Consider the following 19,020-nt stretch of genomic DNA (forward strand, 5'->3'; position numbering starts at 1 on the left):
TAAGCTTCGGAGGTGTAGCCACATGCCAAACATCGAAGTCAAATGCTCAGTTGCTAATTGCTCCTACTGGGGTAAAGGAAACAATTGCCAAGCGCCTGCGATTATGGTTGATCTTGATCAGCACGCCGATTACAATGCTGAAATGGGAAATGAATTAGGGATTGATACAGAGCATCAAGATCACGCGCCAACCTCTGCAGCTACTTGCTGCCGTACCTTTAAGCCAAAAAAATAAAAATCCTAAGAAGTCCTAATAAGTATGAAAGTGGTACTTTTAGCGACTTCTTTCTATTTTTCGTTACATAACTTTTTGATATTCTCTTTCCTTCTTTAGGAATTTGTAGTACATTATTCATCACAATGCACGGAATTTTTAAGAGGAAGGTTGCGGGGAGTCATGTTATTAGATAAACCTTGGATTATGTATGAGAGTCAAGAGGAAATAGCAAAAAGTATCCGGCAGGGCTTGGCGGAGCGATTAGAATTTCCGGTAGGATACTCTTTAGAGGAGGAAGGTTTTTTATTTGTTATCCAACTTCCTGGTCACCAGGCTCATGTCCGTTTCTCCCTTGAGGATTTAAAATCTCTATACCCTAACGCAGCTGCTTTTGTTGACTTTATCCACTCCAGTTGGAAAGAAAGCGTAAAGGAAGCGACTAAAGAAAAAAGGGGCTAAAGGCCCTTTTTTTCAATACGATCATTCTCGCTTCCCACTTCAGGATTTTGATTTATCGCTACGGTCTCGGCATTGTGATCAGCAAGGATGTTTGCTTCAATGACCTTCCTGCCTATTTCTGTTCGGTTCAATTCTTTGTCCTGCTCATCCATCTTCTTCCCACCTTTCTGATTTTATAATAACCGATGTTTTCAGACTTCATTCCGATCCATCAATTGCTAAACTATCCTTCTAAGGGAAGGGGAATGTTAACCTAAAAGGATCTAAATGGAGGAATAAACATGAAATATGGATTCAAAATTGCGATTCTCGCGGTTGGCCTCCTAGCTTTCCTTTCCAGTGCAGGGGCTGTGGGGAATTCCCTATCCTCCTCCTTTTTCTTGCAGGAAACGATTTCGCCTGACAGGCCGCCCGTTCTTGGAGCCAAAGGAGAATCCACCACTGAAATAGCCAGATATCGCTCCGGTCGAAGGTCTTATCGTCCAGCGCCAGGCTACCAAACTCCTGTAAGGACAACGCCGCCTGCCCGTTACAATGCTCCTAGAAGGACAGGAGGATTTCTTGGTGGCCTTGGCGGTTTTATGGCTGGTGCTTTTTTGGGCAGTATGTTCTTTGGGCCCTTATTTGGCGGGATGGGGCACTTTACATTTCTAGGGTTGTTTGTAGACTTGATCCTCATTTCACTTTTCATTTTGTTTATACGTAGGATTTGGACAAGAGGACGGGAACGGCACTGACTCTAATATAGCTTATTATCATAACAGCTTCTTCGAAGTAAAAAGTTCGAAGAGGCTTATTTTATTTTGAAGAGAATTTAATATTTTCAAAAAACAAACATTATTGTATGATTATATTATAAAGCTTAACAACGGCTAGCTAAGACTTGGGATAGAGGAGGGTAACCGCATGTCTAAAGTGAAAGAGATTATCCTTAATAAAACAGGCCAACATGCCATTGTAGTCGATGTAAATAATGATCAATGGTACTGTCAGCTCACTCGGCAAGAGAATGTTTCCGTATCAGACTATCTCATTGATGTATTTTTATTTTTCAACCAGTTCCGTGATGAATATTTCAATTGTGATGTTGCGTAGTAAATATCTATGGCGATCTAAGCCATGTGAGGATTTATCTGTATAAATAAAAAAATAAGGTTCCGTTAACATTTCAAACATGGTAAAATATATTTACAATTCAAGAAACTATAGTGGAGGTGCAATCTTGAATCTAGACGAAAAAATGAAAGCGTTACTAGCTGAGTACGGAGAAGAGGATGTTATTTCCGTCCTGATGAAGGAAGTTAAGAAGGCTACTATCATGGTAACCTATGAGGATCTGGATGCTGTATACTCCGGGTGGACAAAAGAATAACAAAAAAGCTAGAGTGTCCACCGACGGGACACTCTTTTTTGATTCTTTAGAATATATCATGTTGTTGCTTAAATAGAATTTAAAAGGGACACAATTATTCGCCAGCTTCTGTAATGTAGCGAAAAACCTTCTGAAGAGATATGTATTCATTTTTTGCCAAATCCTTGCGATATTGCGCAAAACGGTATGCTGCTTCTGCAAAGGAGAGGTCTGGATGAAGTACAATTCCCTCCGTACTGAAGGGATTATTGAATAGAAGTTGCCATTCTCCAGCTTGTTCACCACTTGGAACTCTCTGAAAAACTGACTTTTTTTCTTGAAGGACAAAATGCATTTCGGACCAAACATCCTCCCAAAGCGGACTAAGCTTCTGGGGTTCCGGTAAAATGGCCTCTGCCAACTTAAGGCTTTTTTCCAATTGGATAAGTTGTTCTTCATCCGCCTGTTCTAATTCTTTTTTTAGCTGAATGATCCAATCATTCACAAAAGCATAGCCCTGGCTTTGAATGATGTCTTTTAGCTCCGCCATTTCTTCTTCGGTACTAGCCTGTTTAAACTTATCAGAAAAGGATAACAAATTGATCAATCCATTCACCTCATTTGTTTTATTATGTCCCATTTTAAAGCAAATCATGGCTGTTGGCGAGATGTCTTATTGCTGGATGTGGATTTTTTGGGGTGAGCAGGAATGGATTTATAATTAGTCGGAATCATATTGGTTTTTCGTTTAGGTTAGATTATAGATACAACCAACTAAAAAAAACAAAACACCCTCAATAGAAATCAGTGTAGGATGTATTTTTGCTTCACACCCAAAGCAAAAGAAATGAAGGTGAGTGCAGATGAGGCTAGCAAAGCATTTAACCGTTCATGATTTCAGCTTCCAGAATACGACTGAAAAAAATATGCCACTTGAAATGGTTTTTCAGAGGGTCCTGCGATTCATGTCACATGATCCCCATGGAGAGTTCCGTTTCATGATCGGGACAGACTCCCAAGTTTATCGAAAGCATACAACCTTTGTGACAGGGATAGTAATTCAAAGAATGGGAAAAGGAGTATGGGCTTGCTATAGAAAGCAAAAAGAAAGCGGTCAAATGGAGCTAAAGGAGAAGATAACCAAAGAGACAGAATTAACCCAAAGCGTTGCTGCTTATTTTGATGAGGATAAGGAGAAGCAAATGCTGGATATCATTTCTCCTTTTCCCGGTGCAATCTTAATGAAAGAATGTCACCTCGATATTGGACTTGGCAAAAAAAATAAAACCAGTATTTTTGTTGATGAAATGATGAAGGTTATCGAGTCGACTGGATATGAAGCCAAAATTAAACCTTATTCCTTTGTTGCTTCACATTATGCCAATTACTATACCAAATTAGGTTAAATTACATTAGACCGTTGTTACCTTGCCAACGGTCTATTCGCTATTTTTTGAAAAGTTTCTCTTTGACTAAAAGCCAATAATATTCTAAAATATATTTAGATAAATCAAACAATTAACCATTAGTCATAAATCTTCGCACAAGTGCATACCATGAATAAGGGAGGGCGATAGAATGAATCGTCATGAATGGCAAGAATTTGAAGCCCCGTTTATAAGTATGAAATGCAAGCATTGTGGGCAATTGATACAAGCTGAAGATACTGAGGAATGGAATCTTTATATTTTTGCAGATTGTCCTGAGCAATAATTAGATAGTTCATCCCCCTTGCAAGGGGGATTTTACTTTTGATGTCATAAAATCCCCTTACCATTCATTTATTGAATTAGGACTAATTTTTATTAGGGGGGAAGGAATGAACCAAGCGACGGAACGCATCCATGTTGTAAAATTTCGTTATTTATCGGAGTTTAGGCAATGGCTTGAGACGAATTCCGGCCAAGATATTATCGACATTTGTACTTCTGGCAGTAATGAGGATTTAATGATCCTTGTTACGTATAAAGATAAAACAAAGTAATGGGGACAGATTCCCCTTATCACCTTTAATAAACTAAAAAGGGTTGTCCCCATGATGAAGGGACAACCCTTTTTCCTGACTATTAGTCGTAAATGTAACATAAGGATTCTAGGAATTTTGCAATTGAAGCAAATTCTTTAACTGAGTCCAATTTTCTTCCGTCCATTGTCCTCCGCCAACCACGACATCGTCACCAACCTCAACGACCGGTGCCTTTCTCGTTCCATACTTCGCTTCAATGATATCGCGAAGAGAATCATCTTTTTTCATATCGCGATTTTCATAGGAAAAACCGTTTTGGTGAAGGAACTCCTTCACATTATCGCAAGCTTTTCAGGTATAGGAACTCCATACTGTAATTTTTTTATCCATTTTAGACGCCTCCTTTAGGTGCTTTGTATACCAAATACATAGTAACATGAAATATATAAATAATAAAGACTATTAAACTATTTTTTAATGTGATTATCTTGTAATCTAGCAGCATAAAGTGATTCCAAATGCAGATCAAACCGTGATAAAGTAATAACAGTAGATATTAATGCAGAAGAAAGGAACAATCTATGCTGATTAAGGATATGGCCGACCGCAATGAGTTCATTGGATTCTATTTATTAAAGAATGCCACACTCAAGCAAACGGCAGATCAAAGATATTATTTGGATCTCATTATTGCCGACACAACTGGAGAAATGCCCTTGAAGTTTTGGGATATTTCAGATTTGGACAAGGAAACCTATTTTTCGGGAATGGTAGTCAAGGTGCAAGGAACGGTATCGCTTTATCGAGAAAAACTTCAAGCCAAAGTGACACGGATTCGCCCCGCTAAGGAGGAAGATGGGCAAGTGGTGTCTGATTTTGTCAAGACAGCACCTGTTCCTCCGGCAGACCTTTTAGCCATCATTGATCATACAGTCGCTGGACTTCGCAATTCAAAAGTGAAGAGTGTAGTGGAATACTGCGTAGGGAGAGTAAGAGAACAGCTTATGTCTTATCCTGCAGGTAAATCCGTACATCATGCCTATTATGCCGGCTTGGCCTACCACATTGTAAGAATGCTTGAGCTAGCTGATTTTCTAATCAAACAACGCCCCTTTCTCAATGCTGACCTGTTAAAATCGGGAATCCTCCTTCATGACTTATGCAAAATTGAAGAGTTTGAAGGAGGAGAGCAAGGGATTGTAACGGAATATACGGTAAGAGGGAACTTGTTGGGACATATCTCTATTGTTAACAACTGGATCTGCGAGGCAGCGATGAACTTCTCTATCGATCTCCATGATCCGGTTATTGTTTCGCTTCAGCACCTAGTCTTATCCCATCATGGAAAGCTGGAATATGGCAGTCCTGTTCTTCCTCAACTTCCGGAGGCCATTGCACTTGCCCAGATTGACCTGATGGATTCCCGTTTGCAAGCAGTCGAAGATGCCTTGAGCGAGAGCTCAGAAGATTGCGTGACTTCCCTTAGGGCCATTGAAGGGGGAAGGGTTTACCGCTTAGCCTGGGACGAGGAATAGAGGAAGACCGCCTTACCAAAGGTGGGCGGTCCTTTTCTTTGGAAATTCTTTTTGCTAATTTGACCTTTCATGAAGCCAACGATGAATGGTCGGATAGGTCTCACGGTTTGCGCTCCGGCCGAATACTAAGGAAATATGACCGGCGTTGACAACTGTTGTTGTGATATCTTTGCTCCCCACGACATCAACTACTGCATGGCTTTGGCAAGGAAGAGCAATGTGATCTTGTTTAGCAATGACATTCAGAATATTGGATTTGATCCGGCCTAATTCCACTTTCCGTCCCCTTAGGTACAATTCGCCTTTGATTAAGTTATTCTGTTGATAGAATTCCTTAATCCACTGCCTATAGGCTTCACCTGGAAACGGAGTTCCATCACTGACCCATGTATTCATTAAACGCCATCGCGTGACGAATTTTTCATCGTGTGCCTTATCGATCAGACTTATAGAGGGACCATAGAAATTAGTAATCGGCTTGAGCAGCTTATTGCCTAAATCGATAAGATCTGCAGGTATAAGTCCTAATGTATCGACCAATTTATCGATTGGGAAGTACCGTTCGTCCAACCATTTGGTGAACAACCCAGCATCAGAAAAATCAATGGGAGTCGCCATGAAAATGATGTTTCGTATCTGAGCAGAAGGATGGAGTGCCGCATACATGGAGGTAATCGTCCCCCCCATGCAATAACCCAATAATGAGATTTCATCCGACCCTGTTAATTTTTTTACTTTTTTTGCCGCTTTGGCAACGTAATCAAATACAATATCATCGAAGCCCAGATTCTTATCCTCGTGACCGAATTCTCCCCAGTCCAAAAGAAACACATCATATCCTTGCTCTACAAGATATTCAATCAAACTGTTCCCAGGGGCCAGGTCCATGATGTAAGGTTTATTAATTAAGGCATAGATAAGGAGCAGAGGAACGGAATAGCGTTTTTCAAGGTCAGGAGCATAGCGATACAGTTTCGTTTTATTCTTTTTCCAAACCACTTCTTTGGGTGTCAAGCCCACCTCGGGTTTACCTTCTTTGAAGTGGAGTTCACTAATGCGGGCTATGCTTTTCCACTGGTCTTCCCATTCTTTCATGTTGAGGACTGAAACGGCCGAATCCATGTCTATCCCCCCTTTTTTAAGCTGTTCCTTTGATTTGCTTAAGAGTCTCCCGAATCAGCCTTAACTCTGCAAGTAGTTCATCATCGATCTTCTCATCGAGCGCTTCCACTTTTTCTTCTAATTGAATAACAAGGGAAGAAACCTGAGCCAAATCCTCCTTTCCTGCCAGCTTCGTCAATTGAAAGAACTGCTCAAGAGATTTGTTCTGCATATCCTGACAAAATAAGTACCATTGCTGACAGGCCCCAATCCAAGAGGCGAATGCCTCCTCCTGCATATTTTTTTGGATTGTCTCACTGTAATTTTGTTCGGCATAATCATAGATTTGCTTCCAGAATTGAAAAGGATTGATTTGATTATCCATTCTTACACCCCTTTCCCTTAATCTATTCTCTATATGTCTACAACACTTATGTGATCATTCTATTTTCCTCGAAGAGGCATTATTCCAATTCAAGCTGGATTAGGATAAATTGCTCTAGTTCTATTAAGAGGGCGTAAAGGGAAGCCCTGGCTTCAAATTCTTCTCTTGTTTGGGGCAGCTTCATTCCTTTGAACAAGTCACGCACCTGGTGCAAGTGCTCTAGGGTTTGTCGCGAATTCCCATGCAGCTGTGTACTAAGATAATCGAACAGTTCACTGATGTGGATACCCTGACGCACCTGAATATCGATTGATGATACAATAGGGAGCATGCGTTCCAACCGCTCAAATTGGCGCTCCCTCATTTTAAAGTACCGGTAATGTTGATCCTGTTTCCGCAAGAGGTGATTTTCTATCGTCTGCAGGGATAAGTTTTTTGCCTCTTCCAGCAAAGCCGCTGTATCCACAAATTCTTTACCGGTCCAAAGGGTATCTCCGTTCCTTGTAAAATCAGCCAACTCTCTTAGAATAACTTGAATATTCCGGTCAATTTGTTCCTGATACTCTTTTAGCTTCTTTTCTTTACTCGGCATGTATAAATTCATCAGAAGTGCTACTCCCACTCCAATGGCGATAAGTTGAAGCTCATTCCAGAAAAAATCAATACTGAACTGCTGTTCAAGATAGAGATGAAAGATAACAACTGCACTCGTCACGATATTTTCCTGAAGCTTTAATCGGACCAGCATCGGAATAAGCAGAAGGAATAATAAAACGATACTAAGCCCGTGATACCCAACGATGGTAAATAACACAGCACCGGTTCCTAGTCCTATGAGACATGCGGCAACCCGGGCCAAAGCTGTAGATATGGATCTTTTCTTTGTCGGTTGAATGCATAGAATGGTCAAAATTCCTGCGGAAACAAAATATTGCAGGCCTAGGCCTTGGGCAAGAAGAAGAGACAATCCAGTTCCCAATGCTGTTTTTAAGGTGCGAAATCCGATAGTAAACATAAAGTTTCTCCTTCTACTAGACATAACTGATGCCATTTTAAGTTTATTTTGCTCTTACCCATCCAAATTTTCAACCTCTATTATAGCCCGCTTTGCAAAAGGCATATGGCTTGCCAAGACGCCCAAGCGCGTTTTGCTGAACGATATTCTGCCTCGGCCAGATACATCGATTTCTCTAATTCCTTTACGGCTAAATACTCCTTCTTCGCATACTGCAATAGCTGCATCTCGGCTTGATCTTCTTTTTTAGCTGTGAGTTTTCCTTCTCGCAAGAGCTTGGATTTTTTTGACACGAGTTGGATTTTGGCATCTACCATGAGTGCCATGATTTCAAAATATTTCTTTTCCGTTTGGTAAGCTAGTTCCTGTGCTGCTTGGATCTCTCGAATGGCTTTCTCAATCATTGAAAAACCACCTCCTGAATTCCATTCTGTTTTAGAGTATGGCTCGTATTAGAACGCAGTGACTCGAATACAGGGAATTAGTGCTTTTGGCATGCGCCTAAATTAAAGATTTCACTTTTTTTCCAGGTTTAGTTAAAATGAAAGAAAATACGATCTGCAGGCTGGTGTATATGAGTTCTCAACTTAAGCTAACTCTAATAGGTTTAGTCGTTTTCTTTCAGCTTTCTGCTGTTATTTTTATTTGGATTAATATTTCAGTCACGTACTGGTTACTCGCCGGGTATGCCATAACCTTGATTACCATAATCGGTATGCTGATCCGGGAGAGAAGGAAAGAAAAGAAAGAGGAGGATAACGATGATTATCGTGACTACTGAGTTCATTCCGGGGAAAGAGATCAAAGGCCTTATAGGGTATGTGAAGGGAAGTACGATACAGGCTAAGCATGTAGGAAAGGATATTCTTGCCGGATTAAAAACCCTTGTGGGTGGAGAAATCAAAGAATATACAGAAATGATGGATACAGCTCGTCAGATTGCAATCGGAAGAATGGTCCAGGAAGCGGAGAGCAAAGGCGCAAATGCGATCATTGGTTTTCGTCTTCACAGCTCTGCTGTCATTGCAGGGGCGGCTGAGATTATTGCCTATGGCACTGCGGTTAAAGTTGAATAGGCACATTTAAAAGACTGAGCTCCCATTAGAGGGGAGTTCAGTCTTTTTTTGCCCCTAGCCGGACCTCCTTCTCCGACTTCAGATGGACGCAAGATCAATCTGACGCCAGTTATGGCCATTCTTATGAAAAGGTAAGATAGAACCATAAAGAGCTAAAACATTAAGCCAAGGAGTGAAAACATGAAAAAGCGGGAACAACGCTCTAGCAAAAGAGGGTATGCCTTGATCATTATTGGGGGAGTTATGTTGCTTGGCTTGCTCAATTTGGGGTTCCTCATACCATTCGGAATTGCTGCCTTTCTGATTCATAAAGGCTGGAGCATGATCAATGGCAATCGGGAAGTGGATCCATTTTCTGAAGCAGCACCTGATGCCGTATCGCGGTTCAAGGATATTGACCCTTTGGACGAATGGGAACAAAAACTAAACAAGGCTTAATTCATATTAGGGAGGAATTGCTATGAGTATTTTCAGAAGAGTGAAGGACATCACAAAAGCTACTGTAAACGAAATGCTGGACCATGTCGAGGATCCGATCATGATGCTAAACCAGTATCTGCGAGATATGGAAGAAGAGATTTCGCATGCTGAGCTCACCCTAGCCAGTCAACTGGCCCAAGAGAAAAAAACTAAAATGCTGCTGGATGAAACGCTGCAAAGAATCGAGAAGCGCGAAAGACAAGCTCAGTTAGCTGTAGACCATGGACAGGACGACATGGCCCGCCAAGCTATTTATGATAAGCAACTAGCTGAAGAAAAAGCTGAGCAGTATCGCAATAATCATATCTTGTTGGTTGAACAAAACCAGAAACTCAGACAACAGCTTCAGGAACTTAAGGACAAGTATTACTCAATGAAGAACAAGAGATCCGGTCTCATTGTTCGGGCAAATGCCGCTAAAATAAGCAAACGGGTGCATGACGCGCTATCTCCCATCCAGCTTGAATCAGCTGCCAGAGGATTTGCCAAGATGGAAGAAAGAATTCTTGCTATGGAGGTCAGTGCCGCAGTAAGCGAACAAATGCGCAAGTTCTATGACCCGGAGTATACAGCTAAGCATAATGAGCATATCGAATCCGAGCTGGAAAAAATGAAGCAAAAACAAAAGTAAGTTCAATAAGCCGAAGCTGTCCCTAAAGGTCGATATAAACCGACTTTCGGGGTCAGCTTTTTCTTAGAACAACTAATCCAGAACATGACAGATAAAAACCCTATCGGGGCAGGTCATCAATTAAAGCAAAATACAGATGGCAACTAGCTGTTTTCCCTAACTTCGCTCTGTGCCATCACATCCGTGGTTTCCCATGGTTCGCGGCGGGTGATTTCCACCATCGGCGGCTCATCGCCTGCCGTAGCTCCTTCCATACTGCCCATTTCTTCTACGATTCCCATATCTTCCATGGCAGATGGAAAATTCCCTTTTGGACCCTCTTTATTTTTCATATGAATCCCTCCTCAACTGTTTTTCTCATTTAGGAGTATTTTCCCTAGTTTGTCCAAAAACATTCAAAGCAAAGGATATCTCAAGAGTAGTTAAGTTTTAAGCGGAGCCAATAGAACAATTGGAAAATCTCCACTTACAATAAAATTTATGAGACTTCATATGAAATAGTTGGAAAATCTACTCACTAATCACGATAATGACTCCGTTTCTGGATCGTTTTATCGATGATAAGTAGACTTTTTCCAACTATCCCCTAATAATTTTTTTCATTTTTGAAATGAAGTGGAGTTTTCCCAAAAAGTCGTCCTGGATGGACCATTTTTTGGGACAAACTCTTTCCGCCTATGGTCTATTTAGCTTATCATACAGCCTGCGCAGCACGACCGCTTCTGCCCAAAGGGGCAGCGGATTTTCTACGGTGCTTTTCCAATCTTCATTGGTTAATAATCCCTCTTGGAATAACCATTCAACCGCTTCCCGTTTCCAATCTGGGGTTCCGGCAGGGAAACGCTCCCTCAGATTGAGCGCAGATCCTATTCCCTTGGAGATGGCATTTGCCAGCTGACTTCGAAAGGATTCATTTTTTAGCCAGTTAGTTTCCGCGGACTGATCAACAAATAAGTTTTCAAGAAGAATCGCTGGCATCGCAGTTTCTCTCAAGACAGCAAAATTCGCTGTTTTTTTTCCTCGGTCCCTAATTCCTAATGGACCAAGAAACTGCATGATGCGGTCATGGATAATATCCTGCAACTGTCCTGAGGCTTGATTTCGTGTTCCCGTAAACACAAAACTCTCAAAACCTTGCCCTCCAGCCGCGTTATGATGAAAGGAAACAAAGTAATCAGCTCCCAGCCGGTTAGCCATTTGGGCTCTTTCCGACAAGGGGACAAAGATATCCGTTTCACGGGTTAATCTTATATCCGCCTCATACTGCATCAAGAGCCAATCCCGCGTTCTTTTTGCTATATCTAAGCTTAGATGCTTTTCAATTAACCCATTTCCTTGGGCACCCGAATCGTTCCCGCCATGTCCGGGGTCTAAAATGACAATAGGCATGTCAACCCTCCTTTGCCATAGTTATACTTCCTAGGATATTCATTCAATCGGGAGAACGGAACGGCTTTTACCTTTTTAGTCCATAAATAGTATTGGATAAATTTACTGGGCGAACCTTTTTTACTTTCTGGAAAAACTATCAAGGAAACCAACCAAGTCAGCAAAGGAGGGGTAGATATGGCTTATCATTGTTTCCATTGTCAGCATGAATCAGAAAATGCCCATCTCATCACTTTATATCAAGGTAATGATGAACAGAATGAGTTGCTATGTGATGAATGCTATGCTGAGTGGCTGCAGTCCATTAAGGGTTAAGGAGCGGTATTCCACCGCTCATTTTTTTTTTGCTTTTTGTATAGCCAAATTTTCCTGCAAAAGGATACAATAACCTGAAGAAGCATTTAAACTATAGAAAAGAGGGATATTCATATGAGTGTTCATATTGGTGCAAAAGACAAGGAAATTGCCGAAGCGATTTTGCTTCCTGGAGATCCCTTGCGAGCAAAATACATAGCTGAAAATTTTTTGGAAAATGCTATTTGCTACAATGAGGTGCGAGGCATGTACGGTTTTACTGGAACATACAAGGGACAGCGGGTCTCTGTTCAAGGAACGGGGATGGGCATTCCCTCCATATCTATTTATATCCATGAGCTGATGGAAAGCTATGGCGTAAAAAAGCTTATCCGCGTCGGGACTTGCGGAGCCGTTCAGCAGGATATTAAAGTACGGGATGTTATCATTGCCATGAGTGCGTCAACTGATTCAGCCATTAATCGCATCCGTTTCAAAGGTATCGATTATGCTCCCACAGCAAGCTTTGACCTATTAAAGCAAGCTTATGATACCGGAATACAGAAGGGATTGAACATGCACGTGGGAAGTGTTTTTACCAGTGATACTTTCTATAATGAGGATAAAGAAAACCTAAAACGCTACACCGACTATAAAATTCTTGCCATTGAAATGGAAACAGCAGCCTTATACACGCTAGCTGCTAAATTTAATGCCCAAGCACTCTCGATCCTGACTGTCAGCGATCACATTCTCACAGGAGAGGAGACATCAGCCGAAGAAAGACAAACGACCTTTAATCAAATGGTTGAAGTTGCATTAGATACGGCAAGAACTTAGACCATCGAAAAAAAAGCCGTCCACATGGACGGCAAAGTGAGGAGAGGTATTTAGATAACATTAATAATTGTAAATAGCCTCAACGACAATTATAGATTATTTTCGACAATATTTGCAATGTTATTTTTGCTGGATGAGAAATTTTCTTTCCATTAAGCTGATAATTGCAGTTAAAGGAACATTTTATTTCGTTAGAAAAAGACATTTTTCGACATCCCTCTTGTTTACAGGCTTAGATAATTGTATGATATTTTGCGTAGAATAATAGACAAAGATCATATAATTAAGGGGGACATCATGAAAAAAGCATCATTTTTTGCATTATCTTCATTATTAGCTATCAGTCTGTTGACCGGCTGTGGAGGCGGAGGCCAGGAAGCACAGCAACCTCCTGCTGAAGGAGCCCCAAAACAAAAGCTGATTATGGCAACTTCGGCAGACTACAAACCCTATGAGTTCCATGATACTTCAAGCGGACAAGATCAGATTGTAGGATTTGACATTGATATTGCGAACTACATATCCAAGGAACTTGGCTTCGAATATGAAATTAAGGACATGGATTTCAATGGTCTCATCCCTTCATTGCAATCAGGTCGTGCTGATTTCGTTATGGCAGGTATGACACCGAAGCCTGAGCGACTAGAAAACGCCGATTTTTCCATCGTTTACTTTGAAGCACAGAATACCATTGTCTCTAAAAAAGAAAATAATCTTAACACGCTTGAAGCTTTAAAAGGCAAAAAGGTAGGAGTGCAGCTCGGCTCCATACAAGAAGGGGAAGCAAAAAATATTGAAGGGATAGAAGTCGTTTCCTTAAACAAGATTGCTGAGATTATTCAAGAGATCAAGTCTAACCGAATTGATGCAGCCATTATAGAAGATACGGTAGCGAAGGGTTATGTCAATGCAAGTCCTGAACTTCAGTTTGTGACCATTCCAAACAGCGGTCCTGCCGGTTCAGCCGTAGCCTTTCCAAAGGGGTCAGCGCATGTGGAGGACTTCAACCGAGTTATTAAACAGATGCAGGAAAATGGGGAAATGGAAAAGCTCGTAAAGAAGTGGTTTGAGCAATAAGCCGCTGATTAATCGAAGTGAGGAGTTAGACAAGAAATGAGTTTACAGTTTGGTCAAATAGCACCCTCTATTCCCTTTATCCTGGGTGGCCTGTGGGTTACCCTGCAATTCACATTGCTTTCTGCTCTGTTCGGCTTTATATTGGGAGCTGTTTTATCTTTATTTAAGATATCTAACATTGCAATTCTCAAGTGGTTCGCCATTGCATATACCTCCGTTTTTAGAGGAACGCCATTGATATTGCAATTAGCGATTATTTATTTCGCTACCCCTCAGCTGACTGGATACGATATCCCTGCCTTACAGGCAGGGGTCATTGCTTTTGCTCTTAATTCGGCTGCCTATATTTCCGAAACGATTCGGGCAGGTATATTGGCCGTGGACAAAGGACAACGCGAAGCAGCCATGTCTTTGGGAATACCATACCGTCCGATGATGCTAGACATCATCATGCCTCAGGCTTTTAAGAATATCCTGCCGGCCCTTGTCAATGAGTGTATCGCACTATTAAAGGAATCCGCTTTGGTTTCCACGATTGGTGTGGCCGACCTTCTCCGAAGAGCTAATATTGTGTCCGCTCAGAGCTTTTTGTATTTCGAGCCTTTATTACTTGTCGGTCTTGTCTACTATCTCATGGTCATGGCTCTGACTTGGGCTGCGCGCGTCTTGGAGAGGAGGTTGCGAGTCAGTGATTAAAGTGAGTCAGGTCTACAAGTCTTTCGGAAAGCTGGAGGTTTTGCGCGAAGTATCGGTTGAAATTCAGAGAGGGGAAGTAATAGCTCTCATCGGACCTTCAGGCTCGGGTAAATCTACTCTTCTTCGGTGTATGAACCTTCTGGAGACACCGACTAAGGGAAAAGTCTTTATTGATGGAAAAGAAATCACTTCGCCGCAAACAGACATTATGAAGGTTCGCCAAAATGTCGGTATGGTTTTTCAGCATTTTCATTTGTTCCCGCATATGACGGTTTTGGAGAACATGACCTATGCACCCATAAAAGTTAAAAATGTTCCCAAAGAAAAAGCTCGCGAAAAAGCGATGGAACTTCTTACTCGGGTTGGCTTGAAGGACAAGGCTGACGCATATCCTTCACGCTTATCCGGAGGCCAGAAGCAAAGGGTCGCGATTGCCAGATCCCTAGCCATGGAACCCGAAATCATGCTGTTTGACGAACCGACCTCCGCATTAGACCCGGAAATGGTCAAAGAAGTGCTGGACGTTATTAAATCATTGGCTCATACAGGAATCACCATGGTCATCGTTACGCATGAGATGGGCTTTGCTAAAGAAGTCGCTGATCGGATTTGCTTTTTGGATGGAGGTCGTTTGATTGAGGAAGCTCCTCCAGCCGAATTTTTTTCGCAGCCTAAGAGTGAGCGTACAAGAAGATTTTTAGAAAAGGTTTTATAATAGATCTTCATATGAAAAGTTAATACTGCATAAAAAAGGGAGTCAGTTAGTTATTTGACTCCCTTTTTTCTGTTGGATTCGGCCCGGCATGGATTCAACAGATGCCTGTTTTTTATTTTTTTGCCTAATATTAATTCATTTTTTAACTATACATGTATAAAGGGTAATTTTTATAATCAACTGACCAGTCAGTATAATATGATGCAGATAGGGGGATTCGTTTGGAAAGGACAATACGCAAAGCAGTTGTGATTGGCTCAGGTGTGATGGGAGCCGGTATTGCTGCTCATTTGGCTAACGTAGGAATTCAGGTTTTTTTGCTTGATATTGTCCCAAAAGAACAGATGAATCATCGGTCACGTAATCATTTGTCCGAAACGGCCAAGGCCCAGCTGCTGAAGCAGAGACCTAGCCCTCTATTTACAAAAGAGGTTCTCGGCCATATCGTTCCAGGAAATCTTGAGGATGACATCCAGCGAATCAGTGAAGCGGACTGGGTTATTGAGGCAATTGTAGAGAACCTCGCTATAAAGCAGCAACTGCTGGAAAGGGTGGAGCAAGTTTGGAGACCTGGAACCATCGTCAGCAGCAACACGTCAGGAATCTCAATACAGCAAATGGCAGAGGGCCGATCGCCCGCCTTCCGTTCTCATTTTCTCGGAACACACTTCTTCAATCCGCCTCGGTATATGAAACTTCTAGAAGTCATTCCAACACAAGATACTGATCCTTCCACTACCCAAGAAATCATCCGCTTTGCTGAGAAAAAATTGGGGAAAGGGGTCGTGCTAGCCAAGGATACACCGAATTTTATCGCCAACCGAATAGGTGTCTTTGGGCTGATGACCACACTTCAAGCCATGAAAAAACACGGCCTTTCTGTGGCGGATGTTGATGCCCTGACAGGGACGGTTATCGGTCGCCCCAAAAGCGCCACCTTTCGAACGTTAGACCTTGTCGGACTAGACACTTTTGTTCATGTTGCTAATAACGTCTATAGTCAGGTAACAGACCCTGCTGAGAAGGAGAGATTTATAGTCCCAAATGATCTGAAGCATATGGTGGATCAGGGTTTTTTAGGCGATAAGTCTGGCCAAGGTTTTTATTTGAAGAAAAAGACCCCGCAAGGAAAAGAAATCCTTCAATGGGATAGTGATTTAAAAGAGTATATTTCTATCCAAAAAAGAAAATTTGCTTCACTGGATGCGGCCAAGAGTGCGAAAAATCTAAAACAGAAGTTAAATCTCATGGCTTATGGAACCGATTCTGGCAGCCGCTTTGTTTGGGATGTACTAAAGCGAACACTTCTTTACTCCGCCGAGAAAATTCCCGAGATCTGTGACAACCTCGTAGCTTTAGATCAAGCCATGAAGTGGGGATTCAACTGGGAGCTTGGACCTTTTGAGGTTTGGGATGCTTTAGGAGTTGAAAAATCGGTAGCCCTAATGGAAAAGGAAGGGGAGCAGATTCCACCTTGGGTAAAAAACATGCTGGACCAAGGAAGAGACGGATTCTATGAACAATTGACAGAAGGAACAGTTTATTTCCATATCAACGGAAAAACCGAAACTGCAATTGAGCTTCCCGAAAACATTAGCCTAGCTAAAATCAAAAAAATGGGCCGGCTAATTAAGAAAAATGCTGGGGCAAGTTTGGTTGACATAGGGGATGACGTGGCCTGCCTTGAGTTTCATTCCATGAATAATGCGATTGGTCCGGATATTCTCCAAATGATTCGATGGAGCCTAGAGGAAGTGCGAAGGAACTATCGGGGCATGGTCATCGGAAATGAAGGAAAGAACTTTTGTGTCGGTGCAAACTTAATGATGCTGCTTATGGAAGCCCAAGACCATAACTGGTTTGAGATTGAACAATTAGTAAAGGAGTTTCACCGCGTCTCGCTTGCCATGAAATACTTTGAGAAACCTATCGTTGCCGCCCCCTTTTCCATGACCTTGGGCGGAGGGGTCGAAATGTGTCTTCCGGCTTGCCATGTTCAGGCTGCAGCTGAAACCTATATGGGATTAGTAGAACTCGGTGTGGGGCTTATCCCTGGCGGAGCGGGTACCAAAGAGATGCTTTGGCGTGCCACAAGCGATGCGGACATTGATGGAAAAGTAGATTTGCAGCCCCATATTAACCGTGTCTTTGAAACGATTGCTATGGCGAAGGTCTCCACGAGCGGAGCAGAAGCAAAAGAATTAGGGTACCTTAGACCATCCGATAGCATTTCCATGAATCGTGACTTTCTGCTCTTTGAAGCGAAACATCAAGTTCTTGCTTTGCAGGCAAGAGGTTATGAGCCTCCTGTTCCCAGAAAGATCAGGGTAGTGGGTGAACCGGGATTAGCCGTTATGAAGTTTGGGATTTATCAGATGAAGACAGGTGGCTTCATTAGCGAACACGATGCAGTAGTTGCCGGCAAACTCGCTCATGTGCTGGCAGGCGGGCTGCTTCCTGCGAATACACTTGTATCTGAACAATACTTGCTTGATTTGGAAAAAGAAGCATTTTTAAGCTTATGCGGCGAACCCAAAAGCCAAGCTCGCATGCAACACATGCTGTTGACAGGAAAACCGTTGCGGAACTAGGAGGGGTAGGATGAGATTACGGGAGGCAGTCATTGTAGCTGGAGTTCGCACCCCTGTAGGCAAAGCCAAAAAAGGGGCGCTTCGGCATACTCGGCCCGAGGACCTTGGCGGGCTTGTCGTTCGGGAGTGCGTGAGAAGAGTCCCTGGATTAGATGTGAAAGAAATCGAAGATGTTATTATCGGTTGCGCAATGCCAGAAGGCGAGCAGGGATTAAATCTCGGAAGAATTGTTGCCATAAGGGCAGGACTGCCCAATGAGGTGCCAGGCTTTACCGTAAATCGCTTTTGCTCATCAGGCTTGCAATCCATAGCCTTGGCGGCCGAGCGAATTATGTGCGGCGGGGCAGACGTTATTGTAGCAGGCGGGGTGGAGAGCATGAGCCATGTTCCGATGGAAGGCTACCGGCCTCTGCCTAATCCTTATCTGGTAGAGCATCGGCCGGATATCTTCCTTTCTATGGGGCATACCGCTGAAAATGTAGCCAAAAGGTTTGGTGTCAGCCGGGAGGAACAAGACGCTTTCGCTTTGGATAGCCACCGGAAGGCAGCCGCTGCAATAGCGGCTGAAAAGTTCAAGGATGAAATCGTTCCTGTCCCGGTTAAAAACAGATGGCTAGACCAAAACGAAAAAATGCAGGAAGAGGAATTCATCTTCGACAGGGATGAAGGAGTGAGGGCAGACACCACCCTGGAAACCTTAGCCAAGTTAAGGCCTGCCTTTCAAGCAAATGGAACGGTAACAGCGGGGAACGCTTCCCAAACAAGCGACGGGGCAGCTTCAGTCGTTGTCATGTCCCGTGAAAAAGCAGAGCAGTTGGGGATAAAGCCTTTGGCTATTTTCCGCTCGTTTTCTCTGGGCGGGGTTGACCCGGACATCATGGGCATTGGGCCAGTTGTCGCCATCCCTAAGGCTCTAAAGAAGGCAGGGATCACCAAGGAGCAAATCGATCTCTACGAAATAAATGAAGCCTTTGCTTCCCAATGCAAATATGTGATCCGCCACCTGGGATTAGATGAAAACAAGATTAACGTGAATGGCGGCGCAATTGCATTAGGCCATCCTTTAGGCTGTACCGGAACCAAATTAACCGTTAGCCTGATGCATGAAGCCCAAAAGCGCCGAAGTCGTTTTGGCGTAGTCAGCATGTGCATCGGCGGAGGTATGGGTGCCGCGGGTGTCTTTGAATTTCTACCTTAAGGAG

The 19,020-nt window shown here is 42.7% G+C and carries 29 protein-coding genes; 20 read left to right on the top strand and 9 right to left on the bottom strand.

Annotated features, from left to right (window positions below):
- Positions 1-22: 22 nt before the first annotated feature.
- The gene (locus tag ABLT31_RS07905; RefSeq protein WP_367750456.1) at positions 23-235 is read left to right on the top strand and encodes a DUF1540 domain-containing protein; all 213 of its coding nucleotides are present in this window, start codon (positions 23-25) and stop codon (positions 233-235) included.
- A 162-nt stretch (positions 236-397) separates the two neighbouring features.
- Positions 398-676, top strand: a complete 279-nt coding sequence (locus tag ABLT31_RS07910; protein WP_367750459.1) for a hypothetical protein — start codon at positions 398-400, stop codon at positions 674-676.
- Here ABLT31_RS07910 and ABLT31_RS07915 read toward each other — a convergent pair.
- On the bottom strand, positions 673-828 hold the full coding sequence (locus tag ABLT31_RS07915; protein ID WP_367750461.1) for a hypothetical protein: 156 nt from the start codon (positions 826-828) through the stop codon (positions 673-675). The genes ABLT31_RS07910 and ABLT31_RS07915 overlap by 4 nt on opposite strands.
- Before the next feature lie 129 nt (positions 829-957).
- Between ABLT31_RS07915 and ABLT31_RS07920 the strand changes: the two genes are divergently transcribed.
- The 3 genes from ABLT31_RS07920 to ABLT31_RS07930 all read left to right on the top strand — a co-directional run bounded on the left by ABLT31_RS07920 (position 958) and on the right by ABLT31_RS07930 (position 2,048).
- Positions 958-1,413 carry a hypothetical protein gene (locus tag ABLT31_RS07920; RefSeq protein WP_367750463.1) on the top strand — a complete coding sequence of 152 codons (456 nt, stop codon included), beginning with the start codon at positions 958-960 and terminating at the stop codon, positions 1,411-1,413.
- 169 nt (positions 1,414-1,582) lie between these two features.
- Entirely contained in the window at positions 1,583-1,771 is a 189-nt protein-coding gene (locus ABLT31_RS07925; RefSeq protein WP_367750465.1) for a hypothetical protein, read from the top strand.
- 127 nt (positions 1,772-1,898) lie between these two features.
- A complete protein-coding gene (locus ABLT31_RS07930) occupies positions 1,899-2,048 on the top strand; it encodes a hypothetical protein (protein WP_367750467.1) in 150 nt (49 codons plus the stop codon).
- A gap of 94 nt (positions 2,049-2,142) precedes the next feature.
- On the opposite strand, the gene ABLT31_RS07935 is transcribed toward ABLT31_RS07930, so the two are convergent.
- Complete coding sequence (locus ABLT31_RS07935; protein WP_367750470.1) at positions 2,143-2,634, bottom strand: hypothetical protein; 492 nt, start codon at positions 2,632-2,634, stop codon at positions 2,143-2,145.
- A 256-nt stretch (positions 2,635-2,890) separates the two neighbouring features.
- On the opposite strand from ABLT31_RS07935, the gene ABLT31_RS07940 reads away from it, so the two are divergent.
- From ABLT31_RS07940 to ABLT31_RS07950, 3 genes are all read left to right on the top strand, one after another.
- Complete coding sequence (locus tag ABLT31_RS07940) at positions 2,891-3,433, top strand: ribonuclease H-like YkuK family protein (RefSeq protein ID WP_367750472.1); 543 nt, start codon at positions 2,891-2,893, stop codon at positions 3,431-3,433.
- A gap of 172 nt (positions 3,434-3,605) precedes the next feature.
- Positions 3,606-3,740: a hypothetical protein gene (locus ABLT31_RS07945; RefSeq protein ID WP_367750474.1), complete on the top strand. Its 135-nt coding sequence runs from the start codon at positions 3,606-3,608 to the stop codon at positions 3,738-3,740.
- A gap of 106 nt (positions 3,741-3,846) precedes the next feature.
- Positions 3,847-4,011, top strand: a complete 165-nt coding sequence (locus ABLT31_RS07950; protein WP_367750476.1) for a hypothetical protein — start codon at positions 3,847-3,849, stop codon at positions 4,009-4,011.
- 108 nt (positions 4,012-4,119) lie between these two features.
- On the opposite strand, the gene ABLT31_RS07955 is transcribed toward ABLT31_RS07950, so the two are convergent.
- Complete coding sequence (locus ABLT31_RS07955) at positions 4,120-4,329, bottom strand: glutaredoxin domain-containing protein (RefSeq protein WP_367750478.1); 210 nt, start codon at positions 4,327-4,329, stop codon at positions 4,120-4,122.
- A gap of 245 nt (positions 4,330-4,574) precedes the next feature.
- Between ABLT31_RS07955 and ABLT31_RS07960 the strand changes: the two genes are divergently transcribed.
- Positions 4,575-5,528, top strand: coding sequence for a 3'-5' exoribonuclease YhaM family protein (locus tag ABLT31_RS07960; RefSeq protein ID WP_367750480.1), 954 nt, complete (start codon positions 4,575-4,577; stop codon positions 5,526-5,528).
- 54 nt (positions 5,529-5,582) lie between these two features.
- Here ABLT31_RS07960 and phaC read toward each other — a convergent pair whose 3' ends face one another.
- The 4 genes from phaC to ABLT31_RS07980 all read right to left on the bottom strand — a co-directional run bounded on the left by phaC (position 5,583) and on the right by ABLT31_RS07980 (position 8,433).
- Positions 5,583-6,650 carry a class III poly(R)-hydroxyalkanoic acid synthase subunit PhaC gene (phaC, locus tag ABLT31_RS07965; RefSeq protein ID WP_367750482.1) on the bottom strand — a complete coding sequence of 356 codons (1,068 nt, stop codon included), beginning with the start codon at positions 6,648-6,650 and terminating at the stop codon, positions 5,583-5,585.
- A 16-nt stretch (positions 6,651-6,666) separates the two neighbouring features.
- Positions 6,667-7,014 carry a hypothetical protein gene (locus ABLT31_RS07970; RefSeq protein ID WP_367750484.1) on the bottom strand — a complete coding sequence of 116 codons (348 nt, stop codon included), beginning with the start codon at positions 7,012-7,014 and terminating at the stop codon, positions 6,667-6,669.
- Positions 7,015-7,093: 79 nt separating this feature from the next.
- Positions 7,094-8,029, bottom strand: a complete 936-nt coding sequence (locus tag ABLT31_RS07975; RefSeq protein ID WP_367750486.1) for an aromatic acid exporter family protein — start codon at positions 8,027-8,029, stop codon at positions 7,094-7,096.
- 80 nt (positions 8,030-8,109) lie between these two features.
- Positions 8,110-8,433, bottom strand: coding sequence for a hypothetical protein (locus ABLT31_RS07980; protein WP_367750488.1), 324 nt, complete (start codon positions 8,431-8,433; stop codon positions 8,110-8,112).
- A 170-nt stretch (positions 8,434-8,603) separates the two neighbouring features.
- Between ABLT31_RS07980 and ABLT31_RS07985 the strand changes: the two genes are divergently transcribed.
- The 4 genes from ABLT31_RS07985 (at position 8,604) to ABLT31_RS08000 (ending at position 10,216) form a co-directional block, all read left to right on the top strand.
- On the top strand, positions 8,604-8,810 hold the full coding sequence (locus ABLT31_RS07985) for a hypothetical protein (RefSeq protein WP_367750490.1): 207 nt from the start codon (positions 8,604-8,606) through the stop codon (positions 8,808-8,810).
- Complete coding sequence (locus tag ABLT31_RS07990) at positions 8,791-9,105, top strand: heavy metal-binding domain-containing protein (protein ID WP_367750492.1); 315 nt, start codon at positions 8,791-8,793, stop codon at positions 9,103-9,105. Before ABLT31_RS07985 ends, ABLT31_RS07990 begins: the two co-directional genes overlap by 20 nt.
- 180 nt (positions 9,106-9,285) lie before the next feature.
- Positions 9,286-9,543, top strand: coding sequence for a hypothetical protein (locus tag ABLT31_RS07995; protein ID WP_367750494.1), 258 nt, complete (start codon positions 9,286-9,288; stop codon positions 9,541-9,543).
- Positions 9,544-9,565: 22 nt separating this feature from the next.
- Entirely contained in the window at positions 9,566-10,216 is a 651-nt protein-coding gene (locus ABLT31_RS08000) for a PspA/IM30 family protein (RefSeq protein WP_367750496.1), read from the top strand.
- Positions 10,217-10,359: 143 nt separating this feature from the next.
- Here the strand turns inward: ABLT31_RS08000 and ABLT31_RS08005 are convergent, their stop codons facing one another.
- Positions 10,360-10,548, bottom strand: coding sequence for a hypothetical protein (locus ABLT31_RS08005; RefSeq protein ID WP_367750498.1), 189 nt, complete (start codon positions 10,546-10,548; stop codon positions 10,360-10,362).
- A gap of 343 nt (positions 10,549-10,891) precedes the next feature.
- Positions 10,892-11,605 (bottom strand): N-acetylmuramoyl-L-alanine amidase, encoded by a 714-nt coding sequence (locus ABLT31_RS08010; protein WP_367750500.1) that lies wholly within the window; start codon positions 11,603-11,605, stop codon positions 10,892-10,894.
- A 177-nt stretch (positions 11,606-11,782) separates the two neighbouring features.
- On the opposite strand from ABLT31_RS08010, the gene ABLT31_RS08015 reads away from it, so the two are divergent.
- From ABLT31_RS08015 to ABLT31_RS08045, 7 genes are all read left to right on the top strand, one after another.
- Positions 11,783-11,920, top strand: a complete 138-nt coding sequence (locus ABLT31_RS08015) for a hypothetical protein (protein WP_367750502.1) — start codon at positions 11,783-11,785, stop codon at positions 11,918-11,920.
- 114 nt (positions 11,921-12,034) lie between these two features.
- Positions 12,035-12,739, top strand: a complete 705-nt coding sequence (gene deoD, locus ABLT31_RS08020) for a purine-nucleoside phosphorylase (protein WP_367750504.1) — start codon at positions 12,035-12,037, stop codon at positions 12,737-12,739.
- Between the two features lie 297 nt (positions 12,740-13,036).
- Positions 13,037-13,816, top strand: a complete 780-nt coding sequence (locus ABLT31_RS08025) for a transporter substrate-binding domain-containing protein (protein ID WP_367750506.1) — start codon at positions 13,037-13,039, stop codon at positions 13,814-13,816.
- A gap of 36 nt (positions 13,817-13,852) precedes the next feature.
- Entirely contained in the window at positions 13,853-14,512 is a 660-nt protein-coding gene (locus ABLT31_RS08030; protein WP_367750507.1) for an amino acid ABC transporter permease, read from the top strand.
- Positions 14,505-15,227 carry an amino acid ABC transporter ATP-binding protein gene (locus tag ABLT31_RS08035; protein ID WP_367750509.1) on the top strand — a complete coding sequence of 241 codons (723 nt, stop codon included), beginning with the start codon at positions 14,505-14,507 and terminating at the stop codon, positions 15,225-15,227. The genes ABLT31_RS08030 and ABLT31_RS08035 overlap by 8 nt, the downstream gene beginning before the upstream one ends.
- 221 nt (positions 15,228-15,448) lie before the next feature.
- On the top strand, positions 15,449-17,818 hold the full coding sequence (locus ABLT31_RS08040) for a 3-hydroxyacyl-CoA dehydrogenase/enoyl-CoA hydratase family protein (RefSeq protein WP_367750511.1): 2,370 nt from the start codon (positions 15,449-15,451) through the stop codon (positions 17,816-17,818).
- A 10-nt stretch (positions 17,819-17,828) separates the two neighbouring features.
- Positions 17,829-19,016 (top strand): acetyl-CoA C-acetyltransferase, encoded by a 1,188-nt coding sequence (locus ABLT31_RS08045; protein ID WP_367750513.1) that lies wholly within the window; start codon positions 17,829-17,831, stop codon positions 19,014-19,016.
- Positions 19,017-19,020 lie beyond the last annotated feature (4 nt).

It is taken from the genome of Ammoniphilus soli (assembly GCF_040813775.1).